The organism is Streptomyces sp. NPDC006643, assembly GCF_042870175.1.
In the GTDB taxonomy this organism is placed as follows: Bacteria; Actinomycetota; Actinomycetes; order Streptomycetales; family Streptomycetaceae; genus Streptomyces.
In genome coordinates this window covers 45,050-69,332 of the sequence record NZ_JBIAHA010000036.1, presented here as the reverse complement: position 1 = coordinate 69,332, position 24,283 = coordinate 45,050, and the positions used below count along the sequence as shown (strand labels likewise).

Here is a 24,283-nt window from a genome sequence, read left to right as displayed (position 1 = left end):
TGGTGCTCAGGCTGCGGTGAAGGACCAGGCGAAGGTGTACCGGCCGAGGGCGGCGGTGATGCGGTCTACGTCCTCGGTGGCTGCGGGCCGGGGAAGGGTGACGGCCAGGCGTGCTCCGTCGAAACGGCAGTTGACGTCCTTCGGGTCCGACGGAAGCCCGGCGGCGGTGAGTTCGTCGAGAACGGTCTGCTGAAGCGTCCGTATACGCAGGGGAACTTTGGTGGGTTTGCCGACGGCCGTGACCGGCAGGGCGTCGAGGACGATGACGTCCTTGGGGACGGCCGCGCTCTCCTGGAGGTGGCTGCGTGCGTGGCTGATGAGGTAGCCGGGACGGGTCAGCGCCTCGGGTGCGTCGGGGCCGAGGGTGACGTAGGCGATGGGCACCTCGCCGGCGTGGGGGTCGGGGCGGCCCACCGCGCTGACTCCGGTGACGTGCGGGTGCTGGAGCAACGCGTTCTCGATGACGGAAGGGTCGATGTTGTGGCCGCCGCGGATGATGAGGTCCTTCGCGCGGCCGAGGAGATGGATGAAGCCGTCCCTGTCGACGCGCGCAAGGTCTCCCGTGTTGAGCCAGCCGTCGCGTACGGTCTCCTGGCTGTCCAGGTGCAGTCCTTCGGGGCCGTGGCCGGCGACGTAGCCGGCGAAGACGGTGGGGCCCTTGACGAGCAGGACGCCGGGGCTGCCGGGTGGCAGGTCGAGCCAGTTACCTTGCGAGTCGACCAGAGCGGTCTTGACCTGCTGGTACGGCAGCCGCTGCCCTACGGATCCGGGCCGGTGGTCGCTGCCGGTGAAACTGCGGGCCGTCGCGCACGTCGCTTCGGTCAGGCCGTAGCCTTCGCAGATCTCGACGCCGGTGTGCTGGGTGAACGCGGTGCGGACGGTGGGGGGCAGCGCTGAGGCGCCGACGACGGCGAACCGCATGGAGCTGATGTCCGCGTCCAGGGGCACCTGTGCCAGGACGGAGTAGACGGTGGGCACCGCGGACATCGCGGAGATGCGGTAGCGCTCGACGATGCGCCAGATGTGGCTGTAGAGGGCGGGTTCGCGGTAGCCGAGCGGTCCCGTCCACACCACATGCTGTCCGCGCAGCAGGGGGGCGAGCACGGTGACGACGAGAGCGTTGACGTGGAAGAGCGGAAGTCCGGCGAAGATCACGGAGTGCTCGTCCAGGAGCGAGTTGGCCGCGATGCTCCAGGCGTCCACGACCTCGTTGTGATGCGTGTGCGCGGCGAGTTTCGGCGCGCCGGTGGTGCCACCGGTGTGGAACAAGGCAGCGAGGTCGGAGGCGTTCGGCACGCCGGAGGGCCGTTCGTCCGACCTGGCAGACAGCGCGGCGTCCAGGTAGGCAACGGTGATTCCCCCCAGAGCTTCCAGAGCCGGACCGGCGCCTGTGGTGCCCGTGGGCCGGAGCGCGTAGAGAGCTACGGGCTGGAGTTCGGCCGCCACCGCCAGCGCCGTACGCCACACCTCGGGGTCGAGTTCAGGTCCGGCGGCGACGAGAATCCGGGTGCGCCCCAGGCGCAGGAGCCGGGTGATGTGGTCGGCCGGTAGATGCGGGTTGACCGGGGCGGCCATCGCGGCGGTCTGCGCTGCCAGCAACGCGGTCGGCAGGAGCGCGGTGTTCGGGGCAAGCAGGCCTACCGACTCACGGCGGCTGATGCCGTGAGATCTGAACAGGTCGACGAGCCGGTGCACTTCGGTGCGCAGTTCGGCGAAAGTGCGGGTGTGGCCTTCCTCCCACTCCTCGGCGCGGGGCAGGAAGGTCACGGCGGGCCTGTCGGGCCACAGCCCGGCAGCGCGGTCCAGCACGGCGTAGGTCGACGTCGGCAGGTTCCGCGCGGCCAGCGGCACTCCCTCGATCGTGGCCAGGGAGTCGGGGGTGGCGTAGTCGGGCCACAGGGCGGGAGCCGATGAGGTCGTCATCACAGGGCCTTCGCTGTGGCGGCACGGACCGGGGTCTGCTGGGTGCCGAGATCAAGGGAACCGTCGGCGGTGCCGATGGAGGCCGTCACGAGGTCCCCGGGCTTGAGGTAGGCGGGATTCTTCGCCTGCCGGGCGAAGAACGTCTTCCACTTCTTCCCGGGCGGCAGGAGCGATCCGATCAGCTCGATGGCCTTGCCCGGGGAGCGCAGGGCGGTGCCACCCGGGGTGCCGGTCAGGAGGATGTCTCCGGGGGCCATGGTCTGGAAGCGGGCGAGTGTGGTCAGAGCCCGGTCCGGCTTGGTGATCATTTCAGCTGTGGTGCTGTCCTGGCGGACCTCGCCGTTGACCGCACACACCAGACGCAGCCGTTCCAGCGAAGCGAGGTCGTGCTCGTCGACGAGCACCAGTCGCGGGCCGAGCGGGGTGAAGGTCGGGTAGGACTTGCTCTCGTAGAACTGGGTCTTGGGCAACTGCACGTCGCGGGCGCTGATGTCGTTGGCGACGACCAGTGCACCGATGTACTGACCGAGTGTGGCGGTGGTGACGTCGACGTCGAGGGGCAGCGGGGCGCCGAAGACGAGCCCGAGTTCGACTTCGTAGTCGAGCAGTTGGACGTGTCCGGGGCGGATGATCTCCTCGGCCGGGCCCGACACCGACCCGGAGGCCTTACGGAAGAAGGTCGTGGGCACGAGGTCGGGGTTGAATCCGGAGTCGATGGCGTGGGAGCGGTAGTTGACCATCTGGGCGACGACGCGGCAGGGCGTGGTCACCGGGGACAGCAACTCGCGCGGTCCGAGGTCCTCCCAGCCGTCCTCGGACTGTGCGGCCCGCTCGACGGCCGGCCGGTCTGCGAGGAGCTCGGCGGTGGTGGCGGCGTCGGTGCGGACCGGGTGGACCCTGCCGTCGGCGCGCTGAACCCACCAGCCCTCGCTCGTACGGACAACGGCTGTGCTCATGGGATTCTCCTGCTCGGAGTTTCGGGAGGGGCGTGAAGTGCCCGACGCACGGTGCGGAGAGGGAAAGACATCCTCTGGTTGCGGATGCGTTACCTCCACCCACCTAATCTGATAAAAGCATCACTGTTGAGTGTCTCATCTGTCAACAGTGTGTTTCCGGCGAGTGGGTCGAGCGGGAGGCTCTCGCCCGCGCCTACGCGCCGAGGGCTTCACCCAGGCGCGGAAAGAGGCGCCGTGCGTTGCCGTGCAGCAGGTCCGTGCGCGTGGCCGGGTCCAGAGCCTCCACGAGCGGGCGCGCGAGGCCTTCGACGGCCCAATCGGGCGTGAAGGGGAAGTCGCTGCCGTAGAGCAGGTGCCGGGTGTCGGTGAGGTTGAGCAGGGCGGGCAGGGCCCGGGGAAGGGCGAAGCCGGCGAGGTCGAAGTGGAGCGTGGCCAGGTCTGCCAGAACGTCGACGGGCGGACTGTCCGCCCGCATCAGGGCGAACACAGCGATGCGGTCGGCGAGGACGGGCAGGGCGGCGCCGGCATGCGGAACGATGAAGGAGATGCGGGGGTGACGCCGCAGGGTGCCCGAAAGGATCAGATGGGCCACGGCCCGGGTGGTGTCGAAGGGGAACTCGATCATGGGGCGGGGATAACCGAGGCCGGTGTCCTTCCAGCACTGGGGTGAGGTCGGATGGAGGAACACCACGGCTCGCCGGTCGTCGAGGAGCTCCATCAGCGGTTCAAAGAGGGGGTCACCCAGGTAGTGGCCCCGGTAGTGGGTCTGCAGGGCGATGCCGTCGGCGCTTAGGTCGTCGAGGGCACGTTCGGCTTCGGCGAGGGAAGCGGGAACATCCGGCAGCGGGAGCGATGCCATCAGGCCGAAGCGACCCGGACAGGTGCGGACCAGGTTGGCGCCTTCGTCGTTGACGTTGCGGGCCAGGTCCCGGACGGCACCCGGGGTGCCGAAGTCGATTCCGGGCGAGGACACCGACAGCATCGCCGTCTGAATCCCCACCTCGTCCATGTGCCGCAACGCGGACTTCGGGTCCCAGTCAGGAATGGCAGGCATACCGTCCGGCTGGGTGATGCCCGCGTCCCGCATCGCCGCGCGCAGCCGGGTGGTGAAGAAGTGGGCGTGGACGTCGATCGCGCCGCGCAGCGGCGGGGCACCGGCGGACTCGTTCGCGGCAGCGCTGTTGTCAGTCATGGGGGCTCTCCTCGCCGGTGACGGGTCGTCCCCCCATCACCTAGGTGATGGAATCGTCAATTACGCGTGGACGATCAGTCAAGGAGAAATGACATCTTTCGCACCACAGCCGGAGTGCCCGCCCTCCCCCACCGACGCGAGAGCAGTCTTGTGGAGCCTTTGGCCCGGCCCCGCGTCACAGCCGACCGCGCACGGTGGACCGCAGGCAGCGACATGGACGGTCAACGGGACAGGGCCATCACCTCGCTTCGTCCTCGCCACCTGAAGCGGAAACAGATGCCGGGGTCCGGCGGCTGCCGGTGCCGGCCGTGCCTCCGGCGGGCGGGAGGTCGTCCTGGGGTGTCTGAGGGGCCTTGCCTTCGGTGTTCCGGGTGCGAGCCGGGGCGAAGATCAGGCAGGCGAGGGCGGCCAGGGCGAGGATCGCGGAGATGACGCCCATGGCGTCGATGAAGCCGCTCATGAAGGCGTCGCGCACGCCATCGGCGAGCCGCAGGCCCTGCCCTCCGAGGTGGGATGCGACCTCGAGTCCTCCGGCGGCGGAGTGGCGCACCGTCTCCGCGGCGTCTGCGGGGAGCTGCCCGATGGTGTCGGGGAGGGCGGATCGGTACTGGGTGGAAAAGACCGATCCCATGATGGCGATGCCGACCGCGGAGCCGACCTCGCGGGTGGTGTCGTTCATGGCGGAGGCCACGCCCTGGCGGTCGGGCCCGAGGGAGTCGACGATCGAACTGGTGCCGGCGGAGCCGATCAGGCCGATGCCGAGGCCCGCGACGACGAGGGCGACGAGGAAGGCGGGGTAGCCGCTGTCGGCGTTCAGGGTGGTCAGCCAGAACATGCCTCCGGCCAGGAACAGCAGCCCGGTCGGCAGTACCGCCTTGTAGCCGAGCCGGCGGGTGAGACGGGGGGTGAGCTGTGAGACGGGCAGGACCACTGCGGCCACCGGCAACAGGGCGACGGCGCTCTTGAGCGGGCTGTATCCGAGGATGAGCTGGAGGAACTGCAGGCCGACGAAGAAGAATCCGAAGACGGCCATGAACTGCGTCATGATCGCGATCGTGCCGGCGCGGAAGCCGCGCAGGACGAACAGGCGCGGGTCGAGGATCGGATGGCGATTGCGCAATCCGAGCACGATGTAGCCGGTCAGCGCGAGGGCGGAGACGGCGAAGGCGATGAGGGTCTGGGGCTCGGTCCACCCGCGGTCACTGCCTTCGATGATGCCGTAGACGAGCGTGCCCACCATGAGGGCGGTGGTCGCGGAGCCGCCCCAGTCGAAGGGCTCCGGCTCGGAACTCTTCGATTCCGGCGCCAGGAAGAGGGCGGCCAGGGCGCAGGCGAGGGAGGTGATCGCACTGACGACGAAGATCGACTTCCAGGTCCACTGCTCCAGGAGTCCGCCGGCGATCAGCATGCCGATGATGGCGCCGGCCGCGGCGAAGCCGGACCAGGTGGCCACTCCGCGGTCCTTCTTCTCCGCGGGGAACACCGAAGTGATCGTGGACAGTGTGCCGGGCATGATCATCGCTGCGCCGACGCCCATCAGTACGCGCCACACGATGAGGCGGGTGGTGGAGTCGGCGAAGGCGGCGAGCAGGGCGGCCGCGCCGAACACCAGGTTGCCGAGGATGAGGATCTTGCGGCGGCCGAACAGGTCGCCGAGGGCGCCCAGCGGCAGGACCAGCGCGGCCAGAGCGACGGTGTAGCCGTCGGCTATCCAGGTCAGGGACGAGTTCGAGGCATCGAGGTCCACGGCGAGGTCCGGTAGGGCCAGGTTCAGCGCAGAGACCGACGCGACGACCAGGACCAGCGACAGGCACATGGCAAAGAGCACGCCACGGGTGCCGGCGCGGCCCGGGCGGAGAGGGGTTTCCCCGGTTACAGGCTTCATGGAATCGATCGTAACTGATAGTTCCATCAGTTACGATCGAAAGATCCGGTTAAGTGGAGCAGGCCACGGGCAGGCGGTGCGCCGGACTGCCGACAGGGTGCGGCGAGGGGTGCGCCCGCCGAATCGACTGGCGTGGCGGCGCCGGGTGCCGCTGGGGCGCACCGGTGGGCCGCCCGAACGCGAGAAGCGGGTGGAGGCCATACCTCCACCCGCCCGATGTGCCGCCCTGATGCGGTTGCCGCGAGACGCTGTCTACCCCAGCGCGGGCAGGGGCCTGACGGAGATTTCGTGCGCTTCCTCGGCGGGCAGGCCGAGCATGCGCAGAACCAGCTCGGCCGTCTCCTCGCCCGCTGTGGCCTTGAGGTCGCTGGTGGCCCCGACCTGGACGAGGGCCAGCACGATGCCGCCGACAGCCCCGAGAGCGACTTGGGCGTCCTTGATGCCGAAGCGCCCGGACGCCTTTCCGACCTCCAGGTCACGCAGGGCCCGCGGGCCGAGTCCGGTTCCGCTGTGGACGTGCTGAAGTCCGCGGAAGCGGAGAATCCCAGTGATCTCCGGGTGGCTGGCGGCGAGTTGCAGCGTGAGGCGGACGCTGGCGGCGAAGGTCTCGGCTGTGTCCTCGATCTCCGCCGTTGCGGCGTCCAGCAGCTGTCCGTACTCCTCCAGGGCGTCGGCGACCGCTGCGTCGAAGAGAGCGTCCTTGGTCTCGAAGTGGTTGTAGAAGGTCCCGAAGCCGACGTCCGCACGGTCCGCGATCGCCTGAATGCTGACGTCCGTGTCTCCTTGCTCGGCCATGATCTGGCGAGCGGCGCCGATGAGGGCCTGGCGGGTCTTGGCTCGCCGGCGCTCGAAGCGGTTCGCGGGCTGGGTGGTCGAGGGCTGCATGAGTAGATCCTAGTTGACAACAGAACTGATGAGAACATCAATCCATTACGATGACGGAATTCTCAGAACTGATCAACCGAGCCCACCACTCGTCTGTCGGCAAATCCGCCGGCTCACCCGTGGGCGCCGCGCTACAGGAGGTTCCATGTCCTCGCCCCGCCACCTTCGACGACGCCGCATCACGGTGCTGACGGCAGCCATCGCCTTCGGGGGAGCCGTCGCGTCTCCCCTGATTGACAGTGCCGTCGCCAACCGTGCTGAGTACAAGATCGCGACGGCCTTCCAGGAGGCCACTGGCACCCCGCGAGAGCCCGAGGTGACTGTCCACGGCTTCCCGGCGCTGACACAGGTCGCGCGGGGTCGCCTCGACCGAGTCGACATCGCCGCCCAGGGCATACCCGCCGATTCCCAGAGGCCGCTGCCGATCAGCCAACTCGACGTTGCGATGGACGGGTTGACCGCCTCCGCCGACGCGCAGGCCGCCCGCGCACGCACAGCATCCGCGACCGCGTACGTCTCCTACGAGGACCTGTCCCGGACCTTGGGGGTCGAGGTGGGCCCCGCAGCCGCCCCTGGCCGGGTCCAAGGGAGCCTGCCACTCCCTTTGGGTGAGACGGCAAAGGTCACCGCAACCGTCAAGGCCGGCCACGGCAACGCGATCACATTCGAGAACGTGAAGATCACGGGCGCCTCGCTTCCCGCCGGCATGCGCGAGATCCTCACCGGGGCCTTCGAGCATCCCGTCCCGCTGCGCAACCTTCCGGCAGGACTCCACCTGAGCTCCCTGACCACCGGGCAGCAAGGCCTTGAGGCCCGCTTCGATGGACGGAACGTTTCCTTCCAGCCCTCCGGCAAAGCCGCCTGACACCTACGAAGGCATCGCCCGCTCGGGCGCCCCTTCAAGGCCGTCTCCGGCCGCAGCACCACCATTCGGCCGACCGCCCGCAGTATCCCGCTCCCGGAGGTCACGGCCGGCCCGTTGGACGCTTGTGGGTTCGCGAAGAGGTGCCGTTATCGCTCGACAGTTCGGACCGCTGACTGTCCGGGCGGCGTCAACAGCGGGATGATGGGGGTGACATGGGAGAAATCCCCTGTCGTCCCATCGGCCTGCCCTCAACCGAGGAGACAAGGGGCCTTGGCCCGCAAACAGCCCAATCGACTTCTCACCGCTCTGCTGGACGAGGCCGACTGGAACCGGGCGGAACTGGCACGCGCCGTCAACGATCTGGGCGCGGCCCAGGGCCTGCCGCTGCGCTACGACCGTACGTCGGTCGCCCATTGGCTGACCGGCTCCCGCCCCCGTACCCCCGTACCCGACCTGGTCGCGGCGGCGTTCAGCCGCCGTAGCGGCCGTCTGGTCACCGTCGAGGAGACGGGCCTCGCCCGGCCCCCGCAGGCGACGGGAGAATCCTTCCCCGGCCCGCTGTCAGTGGCGGACCCCGTGGGAGACCGGCTGGCCGCGCTGTCGCGCGCCGACACCGACCCCGTACGCCGGGCCCAACTCACCCGCTCCGTCTACGAACTGGCCGCCAAGGCGCCCTTCTGGCACCCCGGACGCCATCCCGCGCCGCGGAAGGGCGTGGGCCCACAGGCCACGTCCGGCGATCTCGAACGGCTGCACCGGATGATCCGGGTCTTCGCCGACCTCATGGAGCGTCATGGCGGTGACCACGCGCGTTCCGCCCTGGCGGCCTATCTCGCCGAGGACATCAGCCGGCTGCTGACCACGTCCGCCGTGCCCTCCCTGCGACGGGAGTTGTTCGCCGGCGCGGGGCAACTCACCCATCTCCAGGCCCGTATGAGCATGGACGCGGGCCATCACAGCGTTGCCCAGCGCTACTTCACCACCGCTCTCGACCTCGCCCGCGAGGCCGACGACCGCCGCCTGTTCGCGATCACGCTGCGCGCCATGAGCCTCCAGGCGCTGTTCCTCGGCTTCGGGGAGCACGCGGGGCAACTCTCCGGCGCGGCCGTGGACACCGCGGGCTCCGGGACCGATGCCGCCACCCGCGCGTTCCTGCTGAGCCAGCGCGCGCTCACCCACGCCCATGCGCGGGAGCCCCACCGCGCCGTCCGCGATCTCACGGCGGCCGAGGCCGAGCACGACCGCGCCACCAGCCCCGCCGGGCCGTTCACCGGCTATCCCCGGGCGGGTCTCGACTACCAGCGCGCCCGGGTGTGCCTCGCCCTAGGGGACACCGCGGAGGCGGTACGAGCCCTGACCGCCTCAGCCGACGACCGCGCCGACGACCGTCACCGCTCCAGCGCCCTCACCCGGGCCCGGCTCGCCGAAACGCTGCTCTCCGTCGGACATCTCGACGAATCCTGCGTCCACTGGCATATCTTCCTCGATCACTACCCCAGCCTGCGTTCGGCCCCAGCGGACCAGGCTCACCGACGCCTGCGGACGTCCCTGCGCGGCTTCCGCCGCCAGCCACAGGCCGCCGCCGTGATCCACCGCGCACGGGCCTTCCCGCCACGCCGCGCCGCCCGCTGAAGCGATCACCATCCGCCGGTCCCTCGCCCCTGTCTCCGACTGGGCGGCCGGTCGGGCCGACGGGCTCAGGACCAAGTGACGGGCAATTCCGTTGGCCGGGTGAACAGGTAAGTGTCCGGTTCCCAGGCGATGTCCTCGTGCTTGGCCGCCAGCGCCAGATCCGGAAGATGTGTGAAGAGAGTCGACAGTGCCGTTTGCAGGTACTGGCGGGCGATGTTGACGCCGAGGCAGAAGTGAGGGCCGGTGCCGAAAGTGATGGCGGGATCCTCACGCGTGCTGCGGTCGAGGCGGAATCGCTCCGGCTGCTTGTAGTGTTCCGGGTCCCAGGTCGCGGCGACCCAGGGAGTGACCACGGCGTCGCCGGCCCGGATGCGCACCCCGTGCAGTTCGGTGTCGGCCAGGGCGAGCCGGGGCATGGAGGTCATGCCGTTGTGATGCAGCCGCAGCAGTTCGGCCACCGCGGTGGGCCACAGACCGGGGTCGCGCCGTACGCGGGCGAGTTGGTCGGCGTGCCGCAGCAGGGTGTACACGCCCGTGGTGACCGGGCCGGTGACCGGTTCCGCGGAGGTGACGAACAGGTACATCACCGTGGCGTGCAGATGCTCCGCGGTGATGGTCCCGCGGTGGTGGGCGCGGATCAGCGCCTCGACCGGGTCGCGCGGTTCGCCTCCGACTTCGTAGTCGGCGCTCTTGGCTTCGATGACCTCGTCGGCGAAGTCGAGCATCCACCGGGTGGAGGTGTCGATCTTGGCGGCCGGTGTCGTGTAATCGACCTGTGAGCGCAGTCGGGGCACGATCTTGCGGCGTTGGCGTGGTGCCACGCGCATCAGGTCACAGGCCAGGGTCGCCGCGAGCGGATGTGCGTAGGCGCGGTGTAAGTCGGCGGGGTTGGGGCCGTCGCGCAGTGCCGTCGCCAGGTCGGCGGCGGCCAGGGCGATGGCGGGTTCGATGGCCTTCGCGGCGGCCGAGCTGAAGAACGGCTGCACTACGCGACGTACGGTGGTGTGCTCGGGCGGGTCGAGGTTGAAGATGCCGCCGGGCACGCTGTTGAAATCGTCTCCGGCGATGCGCTGCCCGCCGGGGCAGGTGAGGTCGCGGGAGAAGTCGCGGCTTGATCCGATCGCGGTGATGTCGGTGCGGCGGGTCACCAGCCAGGCGCGGTGGCCGGAGGGGAAGACCACCGGCGCCACCGGCCGTTCGCGCCGCAGGAGGTCGAACATCTCGGGGGGCAGGCCGTGGCCGCGGGTGGGGAAGGAGTCGGGCCAGGTCAGTTCATCGGGAATCGTCGTTGTCATGGTCGTTCCTCTCATCGGTGAGCACGGACAGGGCGTGGCCCGCCCCTACGGTGAGGCCGGGGACCAGGCCGGCGGCCACCACGTCGTAGACGGGCACCCGGCGGTGGTAGACGAACAAGGCGCTGGGCCGCGCGAGCATGCCGGCCGCGTCCAGCAGCAGCGGGGCCTCGGCGAAGATGTAGCGGGTATTGGTCTCGATCTGAGCCGAAGAGGGTTCCGTGTCGGTGGAAGTGGCCAGGGCTGTCCGGGTCATCGCGTGCACCGCTTCCCGCATCGGAGCTTGGGTGCGATAGGCGTTCTCGATGCGGGCACGGCTCTTCTGGTAGCCGGGGTGGGAGGCGAAACGGGTCATCACATGGACCCGCGTGTCCGTGTCGGTCACCCCGCAGTCGGCCAGGGTGCGCCGTGCGACGTTGCGCATGTTGTGGATGACGCGCTTGGAACGCTGGACCGCGTGCCGCGGCGCCTTGCCGGCGGATATGTAGCGCAGCGCCGATTCGGGGGCCCCGGGAAGGACCACGTGCACGTCGGAGAAGGACACGGCGGCACTTTGGCAGAGGTCGGTCACGGTCTGCGTGGAGTAGAAGGAGTTGAACGGTGACAGGCCCAGCACCAGGGTGCCGTAACGCTCTGCCAGGCGTGGGTTGTGCAGATCAAATCCCTCCACCCGGAATCCGCTGGGGCCCGGGGTGTCTTGTGCCGCCGCTCCCGGGGGTCCGTCTGTAGCGGTGTGGGGCGGTGAAGCTGTACGGACTCGGCTCATAGCGGCGGCCTCATTTCTCTGGGCGGTTGGGGCGGGTCGGTTCGGAGACCTGCGGGGGGGGGTGGGTCACGTGTTCGGTGCCGACGAGGTCTCTTCGGCCGGGCAGGCACGGCTGTCGGGTGCAGATCCCGGGCCGGCGTGCGCGTCGATGATCAGGGCGTGAGGGCAGTCGAGGTAGTTCGCCCAGAACGCCTCCCCGTACTTTGCGCGGCCCTCTTCGGACACGGTCGGGCGGCCCCATGAGACGCGGTCGAATCCGGCCGCCTTGAAAGCCTGCTCGTGCGCTTCCGCGGACCAGCGGAAGAAGTCGAGGTCCAGCACCTCCGGCCCCACCCACGCCCGCAGGTGTCCCGGTGTGCCCTCCGCCGGTGACTGCTGCGAGCTCAGAAGCATGCCGTAGCCCCGGTACCACTGCGGATCCGTGGAGAAGCCCGGGTTCAGGACCGCGGCCACGAACCGCCCACCCGTCGCGCGCAGCGCTCGCCGCGCCGTCGTACAGAACCCCTCCAGTGCCTCCCTGCTGGACGCGTAGGGCAGCACGTACACGGCTGTCACCACGTCGAATGAACCGGCGATGTCCGGCAGGTCTCCGGCGGCGGGGTCGGCGGCGTTCGCTGCCACGTACTCCACGCCCAGTCCCTCGCGCTCCTCGCGCCGCCGGGCGTGCTCCACCATGGCGATCGACTCGTCCATCCCCACCGCACGCGCCGCCCCGGCACGGCGCAGCCGACGGGCGTACAACCCGCTGCCACACCCGAGGTCGAGCACATTCCGCCCGCGGATGTCACCGACCGCGTTCAGGAAGCTGTACGCCTCGACGTGCTCCCGGAACGGCATCTCTTCCATGCTGCTCTCGTACGCCGCCACCGCTGTGTCGAATTGGGAATCCACCGTCATCTCCTCGTTTTCTGTGTGTCGTTGTGCTCGGCCGGCGCTGGAGTGCGCACGGCGGGGCACGGGTGCGTTGTTCCTCGTGTGCTGTTCCGTCTTGTCGCCGCGCCCCGGCGCCGTACGCGCTCGCAAGCGGCCGGAAGCGTGCACGCGTTGAACGCCGGAGCGGCGGTGCGGGCCGTCCGCTCCAGCGTCTTCTGCACCTGGTCCTCGTCGCCGGTGATCCACACCAGGACCATGGCGCTGTCGCCACCCTCGCCGCGCAGGGCCGGGACCTTGCCCAACGTCCAGTAGGACAGGGTCTGTTCGACCCCGCCCTCGGCCCCGATGCGCTCGGTGAAGGCCAGGCGGCGGGCCGTCGCAGAATCGATCAGGTCGGGTCAGCGCACCCGGCCACGTGGTTTCAGGGCTACCGACGGGAGTTCGGGGGCCGGGAGGCGGGTGCCGCCGTGGCGGGGTCGGCCGTCACCGATGTGGGTGCCAGGACGTGCAGGGCGCGGACGTTCGCGCCGTCGTACGGCCGTGCCCGTGCGCCGCTTCGGCTTCTTCGTCCGGGTGGGGCCGTTCTTCTTCGACGCTTCCGGGGCCGCGAACAGGGCCTGGCGCGCGAGGTCGACGCCGCTCAGCCGCGGCTGCGTTGCTCGCATCGAGCCGTTGCCGCGGGGCCGGACGCCGCAGAACACATCCGGCGCCGTGCCCTTCGTCGTCACCCGGGCGGGACCTGTCTGCGGAAGTCGCTCGGCGCCATCCCGTACGCGCGGCGGAAGGCCCTGCTGTAGTCCGCCTGGTGACGGAATCCCCACCGCTCGGCGATCTCGCCGATCCGGCGGTGACCGAGGCCCGGGTTCGCGAGGTCGGCGCGGCTGCGTTCGAGGCGGAGCCGGCGGATCGTGGCGCCCACCGTCTCCGGCTCGTCGCGGAACAGCAGGTGGAGCAGCCGAACGGAGATGTGGTGGTGCGCCGCGACGGCGACGGGGCCGAGGCCGGGATCGGTGAGGTTGGCCTCGATGAACGCCCGGACCCGCGCGAGGAGGACCTGGTGCCGGGTCTCGTGGGCCATCGGGACCGGGCTGTCGGTCCGGGCCGCGAGGAACGTGGCGGAGAGCGCGAGCGCGACGGTGCCCAGCCGGCGCAGCTCCTCCGGCTCGCACCGGCCGGCCTCGGCGCGCAGCCCGGTGAGGTACGAGGCGAGTAGCGCTCCCGACCCGGTGCGGGCGGCAAGGGCGGTGCCCAGCAGCTGGTCGACGCGGTCCTGCGGCAACGGCAGGGTGGCCCTGGGCAGGCGCAGCAGACTGACATGCGAAAGCCGGCCGTCGTCCCGGAACTCGCAGCTCAGCGGGTGGGAGGTGTCGAAGAGCGCCATGTCGCCCGCCGTGAGCAGCGTGTTGTTGCGGCGCTGCTCGATGCCGATCGGGCCGCCGTGGACGAGGAAGAGGAAGTACTGCTCGGGGTCCGCGCGCCGGATGTGGGCGGCGGCCCGCAGTGCGGTCATCGGTGAGAAGGCGAAGTCGGAGACGTCTGTGTCGGCCAGCCGGATCGCCGTGGCGGTGCCGCGGAAGCGGTCGGCGTACGGGCTGGAGATGGCCACGGGCATGACGGCGTCGCCGACCATCCCGGACCACCACTCGAAGCCGTCGTGTGCGCCGACGCTCGTGGTGGAGACCGTGGTGATCCCGTTCACGCTTCCCCCTCCGTGATGTGGACACGCCCATTGTTGGGGCCGGTCGGGCCGCGGCATAGGGCGAAGTCGGTCAACCGGCCCGGTCGTGCACGCGGTGCGAAAGGAACTTGCACACGACGCCAACGACGGGCGGGGCCCGCGCACCCCACAGTGATGATTCCGACGCATGACCACGACGAAGCAGAGGTGGCCCGATGATGAAACTGACGCAGAGATCCTCACCGACCGGCGGGTGGGCGAAGGCTCTCGCCGCCCTCATGCTGACCCTCGTGGCCCTCGTGGCCACCCCCGCCTCCGCCGGAGCAGCCGACGCCGCGCCAGGCGCCCGCACCGACTTCACGGCCCAGGCCACCAGCGCGGGGCTCAACGGCACCGAGGCCAAGGGCCTCCAAGCCCGGGTCGACGGCTACCTGGCGAAGACGCCCGGGACACAGGTCGGCGCCAACAAGATCGCCCTGGCCGGCGGCGGTGAACTGCTGCTCACGCTCCCCGGCGAGCGGAACGCCCGCGACCTCACCGCCCCGGACGCGGGGCGCGGCGCGGCCGCCGGCTGCCCGTACACCTATGTGTGCGCCTACTCGGGCGAGAACTTCACCGGTGACGAACTGCGCCTGTACACCTGCAACTACCTCATCTACATCCCCTGGAGCGGGACCGGCTCCTGGATCAACAACCAGCGCTCCACCCTGTACGCCAAGTTCTACGACTCGAACGGCAACCTCGGCTGGACCTCGCCCGGCGGCTACAGCGAGGACCGCCACGCCCCTTGGGGCTGGGTGTGGTGGCTGAGCCCCTGCTGACAGCAGAGGCGTAGAGCGACGCGGCGCGCCCGGGGGACGCGCCGCGTCCGGCCGTCGGGGACGATCCGCGCGGCGATCAGGCGCGGTTGGGTGCCGTACGCGGGCGAGTCGGGGCGCAGGCCGAGCCGGCCGGTCTCCGGGTGAAAGGCGACGGCCTGGACGGAGTCGGGCAGTTGGGGGGCGCCGCTCGACCGCGTCCAGCACGTCCGGGTCGCCGGCCCGAGCAGGCACAACTGAGCCCCCTCGCCGGTCCGGTGAGGGGGCTCGGTGAAGGCCGAATATCGCGCCGTCTGTCGAGCGTCCATAAACTGAGACCCCATACGTTCCTCCTGGATTCATACGCAGCTCCTACTTCTGTCGGAGGAACTTCGACACGCAAAGGCAGAGATGAAGTTCAAACCGACTCGCAGCGGCTCAGCTGCGCAACCAGTCACTGCGGGCTTGAACCAATGGTCCGCATGGTGGCCGGTTTGGCTAACCGGCGATCGTCGTCTATGTTGCGCGCCGCATCAGATGAATCCAACAACTTCTCGGTCCGCCGGCAGGACGGCAGCTGGTATAGACGCAAGACCGGGGTCGCACCGTCCGTGAAAAGCGCCAATAGCCCATCATCCGTTGGGCGCGAGACTTCACGCTGCGTCGCGCTCGGGTACCTCAATGGCGCAAGCAACGTGCCGAGTTGCAGCTCGGCGATGTGCCGCCACGTGTGCGAGGACAGCACTGTCACGACGGCAGACTGCATTGCAACGGGTCCTCGTCGAATGGGCTGGCCGGGCAGACGGACAGCCCGGCGAGCACAGTGCCGTCGGTACCCGCCACCTGGCCGGACCAAGCGTTCAGTGCTCCGAGCGCAAAGACAGCGGAGGAAGCGAAGCGGGCGGATCGACTAGCGGGATCCAGTAGAGGCGCCTCCTACTTAGCGACCATGTCGGCGAGGCAGTCTGATGTGGTGTGAGACTGCGAACCACCGCAGCCTCAGTCGCACCGAACTGCTGCGCTGTCTGACATCCGTTTCCGGGACGTTGTACGTTGACATAGCCCTGACCGGGGGTTCCAGTCTTTTGGAACTTGTTCTTGTCTGCCGTGAGCGAATGCCCCCGCTTTACCGAAGGGGCCGTAGCACAGGGCAATCAACACGCCCTGGGCCTGGGCGATTTGCTGGCGCCGACAATCTGTCGCTGGACCTTCCGGGCCGCCGATCTCAACAGTGAGTGCACTGACCGCCGACGAAGGAACCCCACCATGCGCCGCAGCGATCTGCTCTCTCCGTACTTTCTTCCGGACGAAGAGATCGTGGATTCAAATCCCGCCACTCCGACAGCCAAAGCGGCAGCTCAGGGACCTGATCCGCATTGCGGGTCGGGCCCCTAGCCGTTTCGGGGCCATCTTGGGAGCCATTTGGGATCCGACCTGGGAATTCAGCTACCCGACTCCAGCAGAATGAGGGTCCCGAGAGCGATGAGGCCGCCCGGCTCTGGTTGTCAGAGCAGGTGCAGGGCCTGGGCGACGTTCGCGTACTCGGGCAGGCTCACGACCGTGACGCCCGCGTCTTCGAGGAGCTCGGTGCCGTCGGCGCCTGCGACGAAGGTGTCGGGCTCGCTCCAGGCGGTGACGACACGGCGGAGGCCGCTGTCCCGGATGAGCTGGGCGCAGGGGCGGGGGCGGGATGCCCGCTTGGCGCAGGGTTCCAGGTAGCTGTAGATCGTGGCGGTGGTGAGCCGGGCGTCGTCGGCGGGACCGAGCATCCGTACCGCGTCCGGCTGACCGACAAGGAGCGGCGCGATGACAAGCTGGAGTTCGTCGGCAAGCGCTGCTTCGAGGAGCTGTGTGTGGATGGTGCCGCCGCCTTCGACCATCAGACGCTTGACGCCGTACACGCCGCCAAGGACGTCGAGAGCAGCCGGCCAGACAGCCTCGGCGGGGACGCTCTGGACGATAGCGAGGTCACCGAGGTTGGGCGCGCCTTGGTGGTGGCTGCGTCGCCGACAGCCAGGACGAGCTTGTCGCCGCCGTGTGCCAGAACTTCCAGCCGGGATCGAGGTCGCCCGTGCCGGTATGCACCGCGATCATCTCGCGTGAAAGATCGAGAAGCACCAGCGGGTCGCCGTCGGGCCAGCTCAGCGAGGTCGTGGTCACCGACGGAAATCCAGCACGTAGAAGATCTTGTCGTAGCGGTGTTCGCCCACGTCGATGAAGCCAGGTGGACGGCCGTATTCGGTGAAGCCCGGCAGCTCGCCCGGGCAACGGTCTTCCGATCTGCTTTCCCGCCCCACCCGACGAGGGGCTGGGACGAAGCGACGTGGACCTGCGGATCGGAGTCCTCTCCCGCTTCTACCAGTGGTCAGTCGGGGAAGGCCACTGCGCGAACGTCCCGTTCACAACGTCATGGGCACCCGGTACACCGAGGCCGGCCCGGTGCCCGTGAAGCGCAACACCGCAACAGTCCGCACCGCCGCGCCACCCTGACGAGCGTGGCGGCTGGCCGTCCGGTGTCGACGGAACGTGGACGGCCGCCTCTGGCCGCGTAGCAAGGCACGCAGGCGGCCGGGCCGGCCAGGAACCGTCCGGCGTGCGTTGATGCGTACGTACCTGATGTGCGGGCTACACCGGATCCGCTGTCACCAGTCCCGGTTGCAGCATCAGGGTGCGAAGTTGCGCACGGGTCAGGGGCGGGGTCGGGAGCAGAGGGCCGAGTTCTCCGTGGCCGCGGAACCCGGTGCTGTCGTGAATGAACAGGGTCTGGCCGTCGGGGAGCGCGAGCTGGCCGGTGAGTTCCTCTCCCCACGCCAGGGTGGCACTGTCGTCCTGTTCCTGCGGTTGCTGCCAGATCGTCAGCACCCGGTTGCCGGAGAGCTCTTCGCGTACGCAGTCGGCGCGGGGAACCTCGGTCTGTGCGCACAGGTTGTCGGTCAGGCCGTGCCGGCCCGGCATCTTGGCCTCCATCTCTTTCCGGTCGCGCAGGGCGATCCGGAGATAGCCGACGCCGCCGCCGCGCCGGACGGCGTAACTGCCGTCCAGTGCGCCGTCGCCGACCTCGCTGATCGAACTCGCCAGGTCCGCATCCTTCACCAGCATGGCCAGGGAGATTTCCTCGATCCTCCCGGTGCCGGCGGGTAGCAGCCCGGCGAGCTTCTGCTCCCGTCCGGAGCCGCCGGTCAGTTCCGTATGAGCTGGGGAGGAGGCCGCGGCAGGGGCCCGCTCCGCTTTACCGAGGGTCATGCCGACCACGGTGGCCAGGCAGCCTGCCACGGTGGCCAGCGCGGCGCCCGCCACTACGAGGCGGTGTCTGCGGCGCACCCTGGAGGCTTCGGCAAAGACCGCTGTCGTGGCCAGCGCGGGGTGGCCGGCCTGCTCGGCGGCCCGCGCCAGCAGGTCACGCACCTCATCAGTGTGTGTCTCGTTCATGCGAATTCCTTTCCCACTTCGGCACGGAGGGCCGCCAGCCCGCGGGCTGTGTGGCTCTTCACCGTGTTCTCCCGCATCCCGAGCAGCGCGGCGGTCGCCTCGACGCTCTGGTCCTCCCAGTAGCGCAGCACCAGTACGGCGCGCTGATGTGGTGTGATGCGGGCCAACGCGGACCGCACGAGCATCCCGGTCTCCGAGTCGGATTCGGGAGCAACCTGCTCGGGCATTTCCCCGTAGGCGCGCTCGCGCCGCCAGAACCGGCGCTTGCCCGCGATGAACGTATGGAACAGCGTCTTGCGGGCGTAGGCCTCGACGTTGTCCAGCCGTTGCAAGCGCCGCCAGCCCAGGACCACCTTGACCAGCGTGCTCTGCACCAGGTCCTCCGCTTCATCGCGGTTGCCGCACATCAGGTAGGCACTGCGGAAGAGTGCCAGGCGTCTGTCGCGGACGAAATCGTGCAGCGCCTGCTCACCGCGCTCCATCGCGCCCCCTCCTTACCGGTCCGCCGGTGCGGACTCCCTCCCCTTCAAGTGCGGTGGCCCGGGCGGCGGGTTGCGGCAGCGGCGAGGCAATGTGGCGAAGAAAAGTTGCCGGCCACCGCAACGCCGCACTGCCGCCGCCGCACTTGAAGGGGGTGAGGACGTTGAATCCGCACACGCATCAGGAGTGTTCAGCATGAGTGCAGTCCACGTACGCACGAGAACGGCCGTCGCGGCGCTGACAGTGACCGTAATCGCCCTGTCGGCGGGCACCGCGCACGCCGACGCCCGGTGGTCCGCCGCGGACTTGTCAGGTGTGGGGGATGCCGCGCTGACCGGAGTCACGCGCGTGGACGCCGACACCACCTGGGCCTACGGAGTGCAGGTCAGTCAGGAAGGCAAGGTCCAGCCCAGGACGCCGCTGCTGCTCGCCCGCGACGACGACGAGAAGGCCTGGCATCAAATACCGATGCCGGCGTTCGCCGACCGCTCCAACCAGATCAGCGAAATCAGCGCCGTGTCACAGGACGACGCGTGGGCGGTCGGACTGTACGAGGAGAAGCGCGGTGCCTTTCTCACCCAGCACTGGGACGGCTCCGCGTGGCAGGTGATCGGCGCGCCGGCACCGGCGGGCAAGCGGCTCTCGGGTGCCGGCCTGCTGGACGTGTCGGCGCGGGCTTCGGACGATGTGTGGGCGGTCGGCTGGCTCATCGTCGTCGACAGTGAGGAACCCGACCCGGACAAGCCCGGGGGAACGATCCAGCAGACGCACGCGGAGGCGCTGGTCGAGCACTGGGACGGCAAGGCGTGGCACATTGTGCCGGTGCCCGACGCGACCTCACTGTGGACGAATTCCGTCACCGCCCTTGCCGACGACGACGTGTGGGTCTCCGGCTACACCTCCGAGGACCGGCCCGTGATGCTGCACTACGACGGCGCTTCCTGGTCGCGCGTGCCGGTCCCGTACGACGGGGTCAACGGCGAACTCATCGACCTGGAGGCCCGCGGCGCCCACGACATCTGGGCAGCAGGCCGCAAGCTGAACGACGACGCGGACACCGGACACGCGCTGCTGGCGCACTGGAACGGCCGCTCCTGGCAGCAGGTCCCGGCGCCCGCAGGCACCGGCCGGGTGAACGACCTGGCACTCGCACCCAAGGGAGTTGCGATCACCGGTGAGCAGACGGACGGCACGCCGTACGTGATGCGGCTACGGGACGGCCGGTGGTCGAAGCTGTCCGTACCCTCGGACAGCGCGGGCGCCGGCAGGCACCTGACCGGAGTGGCCTGGACCCCTCATGGCGTTACTGCCGTCGGATACGAAGAGGGGGCAATGGGCCTGCCCAGCCCCCTGCTGCTCACCGGCGGGAACTGACACCAGCGCCGGACCCCGCATGGAGGTATAGCCGTGCCAGAGGTTGCGCAGCGAGTGCTCAGCAGCCTTGGCGAGCGCCGCCTCGGTCGCTGTATCGAGGTCAGTGCCCTGGGCGGCGTACAGATCCTGGATGAGCCGGGCCACATCTTCCGGACGCTTGCGCAGTGTGAGCGAGGCGTGCAGTTCACGGAGGAGCTGTTCGAATGTGGGCGACGGCATGAGTCTCACCTTGTCATCACCACGACCGGGTCTCCACTGCTTATCCGCACGTCGCAATCACAGAGCGAGCTATGGAGCGTTGGTCTCGACGTACTCCTTAACGGCCAGCCTTGAATCGAACTGCCTCGCCGCTGCGATACTCGCGCCCACGAATACGACGGCTCCGGAACAAGTGCGCTGCGCCAGCACCGCTGAAGAAGTTCGGCTCGTGCCTGGAGTGCCACGACGGCACTCCGGCCGACCCGACCACCTACACCACTCCCCCGGCGTCGGGCGCATACCGGCTTGCCGCCTGACCACATGTCATCACCCGGTGCGGAGGCGCACGCCCCGCCGAACACCTGGAGGACCCGTTGAAACTGCCGTGGATGAGCCGGAACGAGCGGCAGCGGTGGCGGGCACCGCAGAGCGTCGCCGGCCTCGGGGAGCCGATGGCCCTGTGGCTGGAGGGGAGGATCCGCTCCTGGCCCGGATACGCCCCGCGTTACGGCCCCGAGGAGGAGACCACCCACCTGATCCCCACGCTCGTCGCCCTGAACCGCACCGGATTCGTCACGGTCGGCTCACAGCCCAGCCAGGTCGGGCTCGGCGTAGACGGTCAGTAGTGGGAGCAGCGCGCCGCTGTTGAGGGGTACGTCAGCCATCGGACCCTGTGCTACCGGCTCCTGGACGTGGCCGACGACGCCGGGCTCATCACCGTGACGAACGACCCCGCGCTCGGGTGCTACGAGGACCCGGTCGCCGTCACCACCTGCGCCGGTGAGCCGTACACGTGATTCGGGCACAACCTCGGCTACCGCGACATCCGCGTCCAGTGGCCGCACATCAGCCAGGCCGTCTCCGAGGATCTCGGCACCGCCGTCAGTCTCGCGGTCATCGCCCCGGAGTACGGGGGCAGCGGCGAACGCCTGTGGCGCGCCCTCGACACCCTCACGACCGGAAACAACGGCGCCGCGAAGCTGCCCAGGTGGCTAGACCCCTGTCAATTAACCGCAAGTAACCGGTGAGGCCGAGGACCACACGCCGAACCACTGCTCGGCGTCCCACTCGTCGAACCGCTCCACCTCTGTGAACCCGAGCTTCGCCGCGAGGCTCATCGAGCGGTTGTTGGCGGTCTGGGTGCAGAGCACCACCGGCTCGGCAGGGAACGCGTCGGCGAACCAGTCGAGTGCCGCTGCGCACGCCTCGGCGGCGTAGCCGCATCCCCACGCTTCCGGCAGGAACATGTAGCCGAGCTCGGCCTCCCCGGCCTCCGGACGGATGTGTCCCGGACGCTGCGCGTCGCGCCGATCGAGAAGCGTGATTGTGCCGATCATCGCCCCGTCGAGAGCGATGACGAAAAGACCAGGGCGCCGCCCGGGTACCTCGGGCGTCGCGCGTTCGAGCTCATCGCGCGGACGAGGGCCACCGAGATAGGTGCGTACCTCTGGTGAGGCGAACAGCTCGATGAACGCCGCACGGTCCCGGGCCTCGGACTCACGGAGCACGAGTCGTTCGGTCCTTATCGGAGCGGGTGGCCAGGCGAGGGGTCTGAGCTCAGTCATGGCGGGCAACCTATCGCGGCGCCGTGAGGGTGATCCAACAGGAAAGGAGCCAGCCCGAGGTTCGTCTCTCGCCGAGTCTCAATCAGTGTCGGGGCAGCCGACCGCGCTGCTCGCCGGCGCGGCCATCAACGCCGGAACGCACGCCGCGATCGACCGCGGCGCGTTACTGCTGTGGCTGGCGAAGAAGACCAAGAAGACGGGCTACATCGAGCACTGCCAAGCGGTCCGTCTCGACGACGAAGGCGCGGTCACCAAGGAGATCAACGGGCCGGGCAGTGCGTGGATGGAGCTGGACGCGGCGCTCCACCGCGCCATCGGCATCGGCGCCGCCGCCGTCACCACGTGGCTCACCACCCGCCCCGGGACCCGCCGGTGACCCGCACCCGCCTGGACCGCGTACGCGCGGTGGCCGGGATCGCCAAGCTCGCTCTCCAGCAGATCGAGAACGAACTCACCGGCGAGATCGACGCCCAGGAGCTCGCGGAGATCCTGCGCGAGTTCCACCACGAAGACCACCGCCAGGACGGCGTCTTCGGCTCCCTCACGCAGCTGCTCACCGTCGCCGCGCAGGCCGCCGGACGGATCGAGCCGGACCGCGACGGCGAGATGTCCTGCCCGCTGCACGAGGCCGCCGCGCTCATCACCGAGAACGCCGGCCTCCAGACCTACTACGCCACCCGTGCTCTTGACCCGCAAGGAAAAGTCGCATGAAGCCGTTCCGCCTGGACAACGCGCTGCCCGTCGACACGACGATCCCCGACGACTCGCTCGTGGTCCTGATCGGTGCGGCCGGGTCGGGCAAGTCGACGTGGGCGCGCACCTGGCCCGCCATGCAGGTCCTGGAGCTCGACACGTTCAGGACCCTGGTCAGTGACGACTTCTCTGTCAAGTTCAGCGTGTTGAACTGAAGCAGTCCGCCCAGCTGACCGGCCGGTGCGGCCTCGCGCAGGTGGTCGGCGATCCTTACTCTGTCCCGGCGGCGGAATGGAGCTGGAAGTCAACGACGACGCAACTGACCTGTCCGTCTTCGGTGCGGCCGGTCCAGACGGGGTAGGAGCCGTCGCCTTGGCCGGCACGGAAGGCGATGAGATTCGGCTCGGGCTCTGTGCCGGGCAGTTCGACGCTGAAATGGCTGTCGCTATCGAGGGGTATGAAGATGTCGTCGTCCAGCTGGTCTTCGGTCACGGTCCGCGTCGCATCCATGAAAGCCGCTGTGCCGGTATCCACGCCAACCCCGTAGAACTGGCCCTCGCCAAGCAGCCCCAGGTCCTCGTCGGGCCGGAGGGTCATTTCCCACCTATGGGGAGGGGCGTCCAGAAACGTCACCCTGGCCGCGGCGACATCGGCCCCGTGTTTGGTGCGCAAAAGCGACAGTGTGACCGGGAAGTCGCCTAGCGGCACTGCGACGGTCCGTGGGTTGCTGATCCAGCCGGGGTCCGAGACCGCCAGCTGCCCTGAGGTGATCCGCAGCATGCCGGCGTCAATGGGCTCGACGACGGCCGGCCCCTCCCGGGTGTCGCACGCACCCGGATTGAACAGCTGCTCAATTTTGGTGGCACGCAGCGGTCCCGATCCTTCATCCACCGACCTGTCGTTCAGCACTACGGTCGTGGCGGACTCGTGGCCCCGCTGGGTGAGGAGCGGAGCGAACACTTGCCAGTCGCCGAATTCCGGTGCGGGACAGAGGAAGTCCTCGACGGGCGTCGCGAACCGCCGTCCGGGGACGCTCGACGGGCCGGATGCTCGATCGTGCGATGACTCCGTCGATCCGCCCTGCGGTCCGGCGAACTCGGACTTCACCTCGATCTGTCCGTCGGCTGAGACGGTGGTGGTCTCTTGAACATCCCACTTCCCGTACAAGTGCGCCTCATCGTTGGGAAACTGCCATCGGATGTTCTGCTGAGCCAGCAACATCCCCGTGCCGTGCGGCTTGAGGTCGATCATCTGCATGCACCAAGACCTGTCGTCGAACAGATACACACGCCACATCCGCCCCGGCCAGTATTCGATCAGTGCCAGCGGTTGCTCCCGCGCGGACAGCAGAACCGCGTAATCCTTCCCGGCCGCATGCTTGCGTGCCGCGAGCGCGCGTGACATCGGGCTCCGATGGGTCATTCCCCGATAGGAGCCCCACATCTCGCCGTACGACACATCAAGACTGTCGAAGATCACAGCCGAACATCTCCCCCGTGGCACCAGCCACCCCCGAGCAGTGCGTTCGACGGGTGACCCCTGCCGCGACGCCCTGCCCTTCCAAAACTTCGTCGTGCCGCAGTCTGCCACTGAGGTGTGACACAGAGGTTGTGGGAGGCCCGCAGCCTGGGGTTACCGACGAAATGTGACTGCGACGACCAGGCGCTGCGCTACCTGCTCATGCCGATCCGGCTCACCAACTGACGCCCCGACCACCGGCCCAGCCCCCGATCGTCCCCGGGCGCCACTCAGCACTCCCACGCCACGCCTTCGAGCGCCGCCCCGCCCTCCCCAAGCCCG

23 protein-coding genes and 1 pseudogene are annotated in these 24,283 nt (G+C 69.1%); 9 read left to right on the top strand and 15 right to left on the bottom strand.

Translation table 11 applies throughout. From position 1 onward, the window contains the following. Window positions 1–6 precede the first annotated feature (6 nt). The 5 genes from ACFYNU_RS35790 to ACFYNU_RS35770 form a co-directional block, all read right to left on the bottom strand. A complete protein-coding gene (locus ACFYNU_RS35790; protein WP_356592310.1) occupies window positions 7–1,923 on the bottom strand; it encodes an acyl-CoA synthetase in 1,917 nt (638 codons plus the stop codon). Beyond that, on the bottom strand, window positions 1,923–2,879 hold the full coding sequence (locus ACFYNU_RS35785) for a fumarylacetoacetate hydrolase family protein (protein WP_356592312.1): 957 nt from the start codon (window positions 2,877–2,879) through the stop codon (window positions 1,923–1,925). The genes ACFYNU_RS35790 and ACFYNU_RS35785 overlap by 1 nt, the downstream gene beginning before the upstream one ends. Window positions 2,880–3,072: 193 nt before the next feature. Continuing rightward, complete coding sequence (locus tag ACFYNU_RS35780; RefSeq protein ID WP_356592314.1) at window positions 3,073–4,071, bottom strand: amidohydrolase family protein; 999 nt, start codon at window positions 4,069–4,071, stop codon at window positions 3,073–3,075. A 238-nt stretch (window positions 4,072–4,309) separates the two neighbouring features. Further along, entirely contained in the window at window positions 4,310–5,956 is a 1,647-nt protein-coding gene (locus ACFYNU_RS35775) for an MFS transporter (protein WP_356592316.1), read from the bottom strand. Between the two features lie 252 nt (window positions 5,957–6,208). Further along, window positions 6,209–6,841: a TetR/AcrR family transcriptional regulator gene (locus ACFYNU_RS35770; RefSeq protein WP_356592318.1), complete on the bottom strand. Its 633-nt coding sequence runs from the start codon at window positions 6,839–6,841 to the stop codon at window positions 6,209–6,211. A gap of 145 nt (window positions 6,842–6,986) precedes the next feature. Between ACFYNU_RS35770 and ACFYNU_RS35765 the strand changes: the two genes are divergently transcribed. Together ACFYNU_RS35765 and ACFYNU_RS35760 are read left to right on the top strand one after the other, a co-directional pair. After that, complete coding sequence (locus tag ACFYNU_RS35765) at window positions 6,987–7,706, top strand: DUF2993 domain-containing protein (RefSeq protein WP_356592320.1); 720 nt, start codon at window positions 6,987–6,989, stop codon at window positions 7,704–7,706. Between the two features lie 270 nt (window positions 7,707–7,976). Then, complete coding sequence (locus tag ACFYNU_RS35760; RefSeq protein WP_356592322.1) at window positions 7,977–9,338, top strand: hypothetical protein; 1,362 nt, start codon at window positions 7,977–7,979, stop codon at window positions 9,336–9,338. 65 nt (window positions 9,339–9,403) lie between these two features. Here ACFYNU_RS35760 and ACFYNU_RS35755 read toward each other — a convergent pair whose 3' ends face one another. The 3 genes from ACFYNU_RS35755 to ACFYNU_RS35745 all read right to left on the bottom strand — a co-directional run bounded on the left by ACFYNU_RS35755 (window position 9,404) and on the right by ACFYNU_RS35745 (window position 12,293). After that, entirely contained in the window at window positions 9,404–10,633 is a 1,230-nt protein-coding gene (locus tag ACFYNU_RS35755; protein ID WP_356592324.1) for a cytochrome P450, read from the bottom strand. After that, window positions 10,611–11,300 carry a tRNA-dependent cyclodipeptide synthase gene (locus ACFYNU_RS35750; RefSeq protein WP_356592326.1) on the bottom strand — a complete coding sequence of 230 codons (690 nt, stop codon included), beginning with the start codon at window positions 11,298–11,300 and terminating at the stop codon, window positions 10,611–10,613. Before ACFYNU_RS35750 ends, ACFYNU_RS35755 begins: the two co-directional genes overlap by 23 nt. 162 nt (window positions 11,301–11,462) lie before the next feature. Continuing rightward, entirely contained in the window at window positions 11,463–12,293 is an 831-nt protein-coding gene (locus ACFYNU_RS35745; RefSeq protein ID WP_356592328.1) for a class I SAM-dependent methyltransferase, read from the bottom strand. Between the two features lie 78 nt (window positions 12,294–12,371). Between ACFYNU_RS35745 and ACFYNU_RS35740 the strand changes: the two genes are divergently transcribed. Then, window positions 12,372–12,581: a hypothetical protein gene (locus ACFYNU_RS35740; RefSeq protein WP_356592330.1), complete on the top strand. Its 210-nt coding sequence runs from the start codon at window positions 12,372–12,374 to the stop codon at window positions 12,579–12,581. Window positions 12,582–12,993: 412 nt separating this feature from the next. Here ACFYNU_RS35740 and ACFYNU_RS35735 read toward each other — a convergent pair whose 3' ends face one another. Continuing rightward, window positions 12,994–13,968 carry a helix-turn-helix domain-containing protein gene (locus ACFYNU_RS35735; protein WP_356592332.1) on the bottom strand — a complete coding sequence of 325 codons (975 nt, stop codon included), beginning with the start codon at window positions 13,966–13,968 and terminating at the stop codon, window positions 12,994–12,996. Between the two features lie 197 nt (window positions 13,969–14,165). Between ACFYNU_RS35735 and ACFYNU_RS35730 the strand changes: the two genes are divergently transcribed. Beyond that, on the top strand, window positions 14,166–14,768 hold the full coding sequence (locus tag ACFYNU_RS35730; RefSeq protein ID WP_356592334.1) for a peptidase inhibitor family I36 protein: 603 nt from the start codon (window positions 14,166–14,168) through the stop codon (window positions 14,766–14,768). Here ACFYNU_RS35730 and ACFYNU_RS35725 read toward each other — a convergent pair. The 4 genes and pseudogenes from ACFYNU_RS35725 to ACFYNU_RS35710 all read right to left on the bottom strand — a co-directional run bounded on the left by ACFYNU_RS35725 (window position 14,711) and on the right by ACFYNU_RS35710 (window position 18,655). Next, window positions 14,711–15,088 carry a hypothetical protein gene (locus tag ACFYNU_RS35725; RefSeq protein ID WP_356592336.1) on the bottom strand — a complete coding sequence of 126 codons (378 nt, stop codon included), beginning with the start codon at window positions 15,086–15,088 and terminating at the stop codon, window positions 14,711–14,713. The two genes, ACFYNU_RS35730 and ACFYNU_RS35725, sit on opposite strands and share 58 nt — an antisense overlap. Window positions 15,089–16,249: 1,161 nt before the next feature. Continuing rightward, window positions 16,250–16,823, bottom strand: a pseudogene (locus ACFYNU_RS35720) (dihydrofolate reductase family protein); the annotation flags it as partial. A 546-nt stretch (window positions 16,824–17,369) separates the two neighbouring features. Next, on the bottom strand, window positions 17,370–18,173 hold the full coding sequence (locus ACFYNU_RS35715; protein WP_356592342.1) for a hypothetical protein: 804 nt from the start codon (window positions 18,171–18,173) through the stop codon (window positions 17,370–17,372). Next, window positions 18,170–18,655, bottom strand: a complete 486-nt coding sequence (locus ACFYNU_RS35710; protein ID WP_356592344.1) for a SigE family RNA polymerase sigma factor — start codon at window positions 18,653–18,655, stop codon at window positions 18,170–18,172. The genes ACFYNU_RS35715 and ACFYNU_RS35710 overlap by 4 nt, the downstream gene beginning before the upstream one ends. Before the next feature lie 193 nt (window positions 18,656–18,848). Between ACFYNU_RS35710 and ACFYNU_RS35705 the strand changes: the two genes are divergently transcribed. Together ACFYNU_RS35705 and ACFYNU_RS35700 are read left to right on the top strand one after the other, a co-directional pair. Then, window positions 18,849–20,027 (top strand): hypothetical protein, encoded by a 1,179-nt coding sequence (locus ACFYNU_RS35705; RefSeq protein ID WP_356592346.1) that lies wholly within the window; start codon window positions 18,849–18,851, stop codon window positions 20,025–20,027. Between the two features lie 587 nt (window positions 20,028–20,614). Then, window positions 20,615–20,851: a DUF6919 domain-containing protein gene (locus tag ACFYNU_RS35700; protein WP_356592348.1), complete on the top strand. Its 237-nt coding sequence runs from the start codon at window positions 20,615–20,617 to the stop codon at window positions 20,849–20,851. A gap of 381 nt (window positions 20,852–21,232) precedes the next feature. Here ACFYNU_RS35700 and ACFYNU_RS35695 read toward each other — a convergent pair whose 3' ends face one another. Beyond that, window positions 21,233–21,790, bottom strand: coding sequence for a GNAT family N-acetyltransferase (locus ACFYNU_RS35695; RefSeq protein ID WP_356592350.1), 558 nt, complete (start codon window positions 21,788–21,790; stop codon window positions 21,233–21,235). Between the two features lie 85 nt (window positions 21,791–21,875). Between ACFYNU_RS35695 and ACFYNU_RS35690 the strand changes: the two genes are divergently transcribed. The 3 genes from ACFYNU_RS35690 to ACFYNU_RS35680 are packed head-to-tail and all read left to right on the top strand — an operon-like array spanning window position 21,876 to window position 22,698. Continuing rightward, window positions 21,876–22,166 carry a hypothetical protein gene (locus ACFYNU_RS35690; protein WP_356592352.1) on the top strand — a complete coding sequence of 97 codons (291 nt, stop codon included), beginning with the start codon at window positions 21,876–21,878 and terminating at the stop codon, window positions 22,164–22,166. Next, the gene (locus ACFYNU_RS35685) at window positions 22,163–22,501 is read left to right on the top strand and encodes a hypothetical protein (protein ID WP_356592354.1); all 339 of its coding nucleotides are present in this window, start codon (window positions 22,163–22,165) and stop codon (window positions 22,499–22,501) included. Before ACFYNU_RS35690 ends, ACFYNU_RS35685 begins: the two co-directional genes overlap by 4 nt. Next, a complete protein-coding gene (locus ACFYNU_RS35680) occupies window positions 22,498–22,698 on the top strand; it encodes an AAA family ATPase (protein ID WP_388768456.1) in 201 nt (66 codons plus the stop codon). Before ACFYNU_RS35685 ends, ACFYNU_RS35680 begins: the two co-directional genes overlap by 4 nt. Before the next feature lie 55 nt (window positions 22,699–22,753). Here the strand turns inward: ACFYNU_RS35680 and ACFYNU_RS35675 are convergent, their stop codons facing one another. Further along, the gene (locus tag ACFYNU_RS35675; RefSeq protein ID WP_356592356.1) at window positions 22,754–23,962 is read right to left on the bottom strand and encodes a DUF4241 domain-containing protein; all 1,209 of its coding nucleotides are present in this window, start codon (window positions 23,960–23,962) and stop codon (window positions 22,754–22,756) included. Between the last annotated feature and the right edge of the window lie 321 nt (window positions 23,963–24,283).

Excerpts from the sequence above, each read along its gene's own strand:
- ACFYNU_RS35725 (WP_356592336.1), bottom strand. The coding sequence starts at position 15,088 with ATGGGGTCTCAGTTTATGGACGCTCGACAGACGGCGCGATATTCGGCC.
- ACFYNU_RS35680 (WP_388768456.1), top strand. The coding sequence starts at position 22,498 with ATGAAGCCGTTCCGCCTGGACAACGCGCTGCCCGTCGACACGACGATC.
- ACFYNU_RS35765 (WP_356592320.1), top strand. The coding sequence starts at position 6,987 with ATGTCCTCGCCCCGCCACCTTCGACGACGCCGCATCACGGTGCTGACG.
- ACFYNU_RS35780 (WP_356592314.1), bottom strand. The coding sequence starts at position 4,071 with ATGACTGACAACAGCGCTGCCGCGAACGAGTCCGCCGGTGCCCCGCCG.
- ACFYNU_RS35700 (WP_356592348.1), top strand. The coding sequence starts at position 20,615 with ATGAGCCGGAACGAGCGGCAGCGGTGGCGGGCACCGCAGAGCGTCGCC.
- ACFYNU_RS35770 (WP_356592318.1), bottom strand. The coding sequence starts at position 6,841 with ATGCAGCCCTCGACCACCCAGCCCGCGAACCGCTTCGAGCGCCGGCGA.
- ACFYNU_RS35715 (WP_356592342.1), bottom strand. The coding sequence starts at position 18,173 with ATGAACGAGACACACACTGATGAGGTGCGTGACCTGCTGGCGCGGGCC.
- ACFYNU_RS35705 (WP_356592346.1), top strand. The coding sequence starts at position 18,849 with ATGAGTGCAGTCCACGTACGCACGAGAACGGCCGTCGCGGCGCTGACA.
- ACFYNU_RS35785 (WP_356592312.1), bottom strand. The coding sequence starts at position 2,879 with ATGAGCACAGCCGTTGTCCGTACGAGCGAGGGCTGGTGGGTTCAGCGC.
- ACFYNU_RS35710 (WP_356592344.1), bottom strand. The coding sequence starts at position 18,655 with ATGGAGCGCGGTGAGCAGGCGCTGCACGATTTCGTCCGCGACAGACGC.
- ACFYNU_RS35730 (WP_356592334.1), top strand. The coding sequence starts at position 14,166 with ATGAAACTGACGCAGAGATCCTCACCGACCGGCGGGTGGGCGAAGGCT.
- ACFYNU_RS35755 (WP_356592324.1), bottom strand. The coding sequence starts at position 10,633 with ATGACAACGACGATTCCCGATGAACTGACCTGGCCCGACTCCTTCCCC.
- ACFYNU_RS35790 (WP_356592310.1), bottom strand. The coding sequence starts at position 1,923 with ATGACGACCTCATCGGCTCCCGCCCTGTGGCCCGACTACGCCACCCCC.
- ACFYNU_RS35695 (WP_356592350.1), bottom strand. The coding sequence starts at position 21,790 with ATGACTGAGCTCAGACCCCTCGCCTGGCCACCCGCTCCGATAAGGACC.
- ACFYNU_RS35775 (WP_356592316.1), bottom strand. The coding sequence starts at position 5,956 with ATGAAGCCTGTAACCGGGGAAACCCCTCTCCGCCCGGGCCGCGCCGGC.
- ACFYNU_RS35745 (WP_356592328.1), bottom strand. The coding sequence starts at position 12,293 with ATGACGGTGGATTCCCAATTCGACACAGCGGTGGCGGCGTACGAGAGC.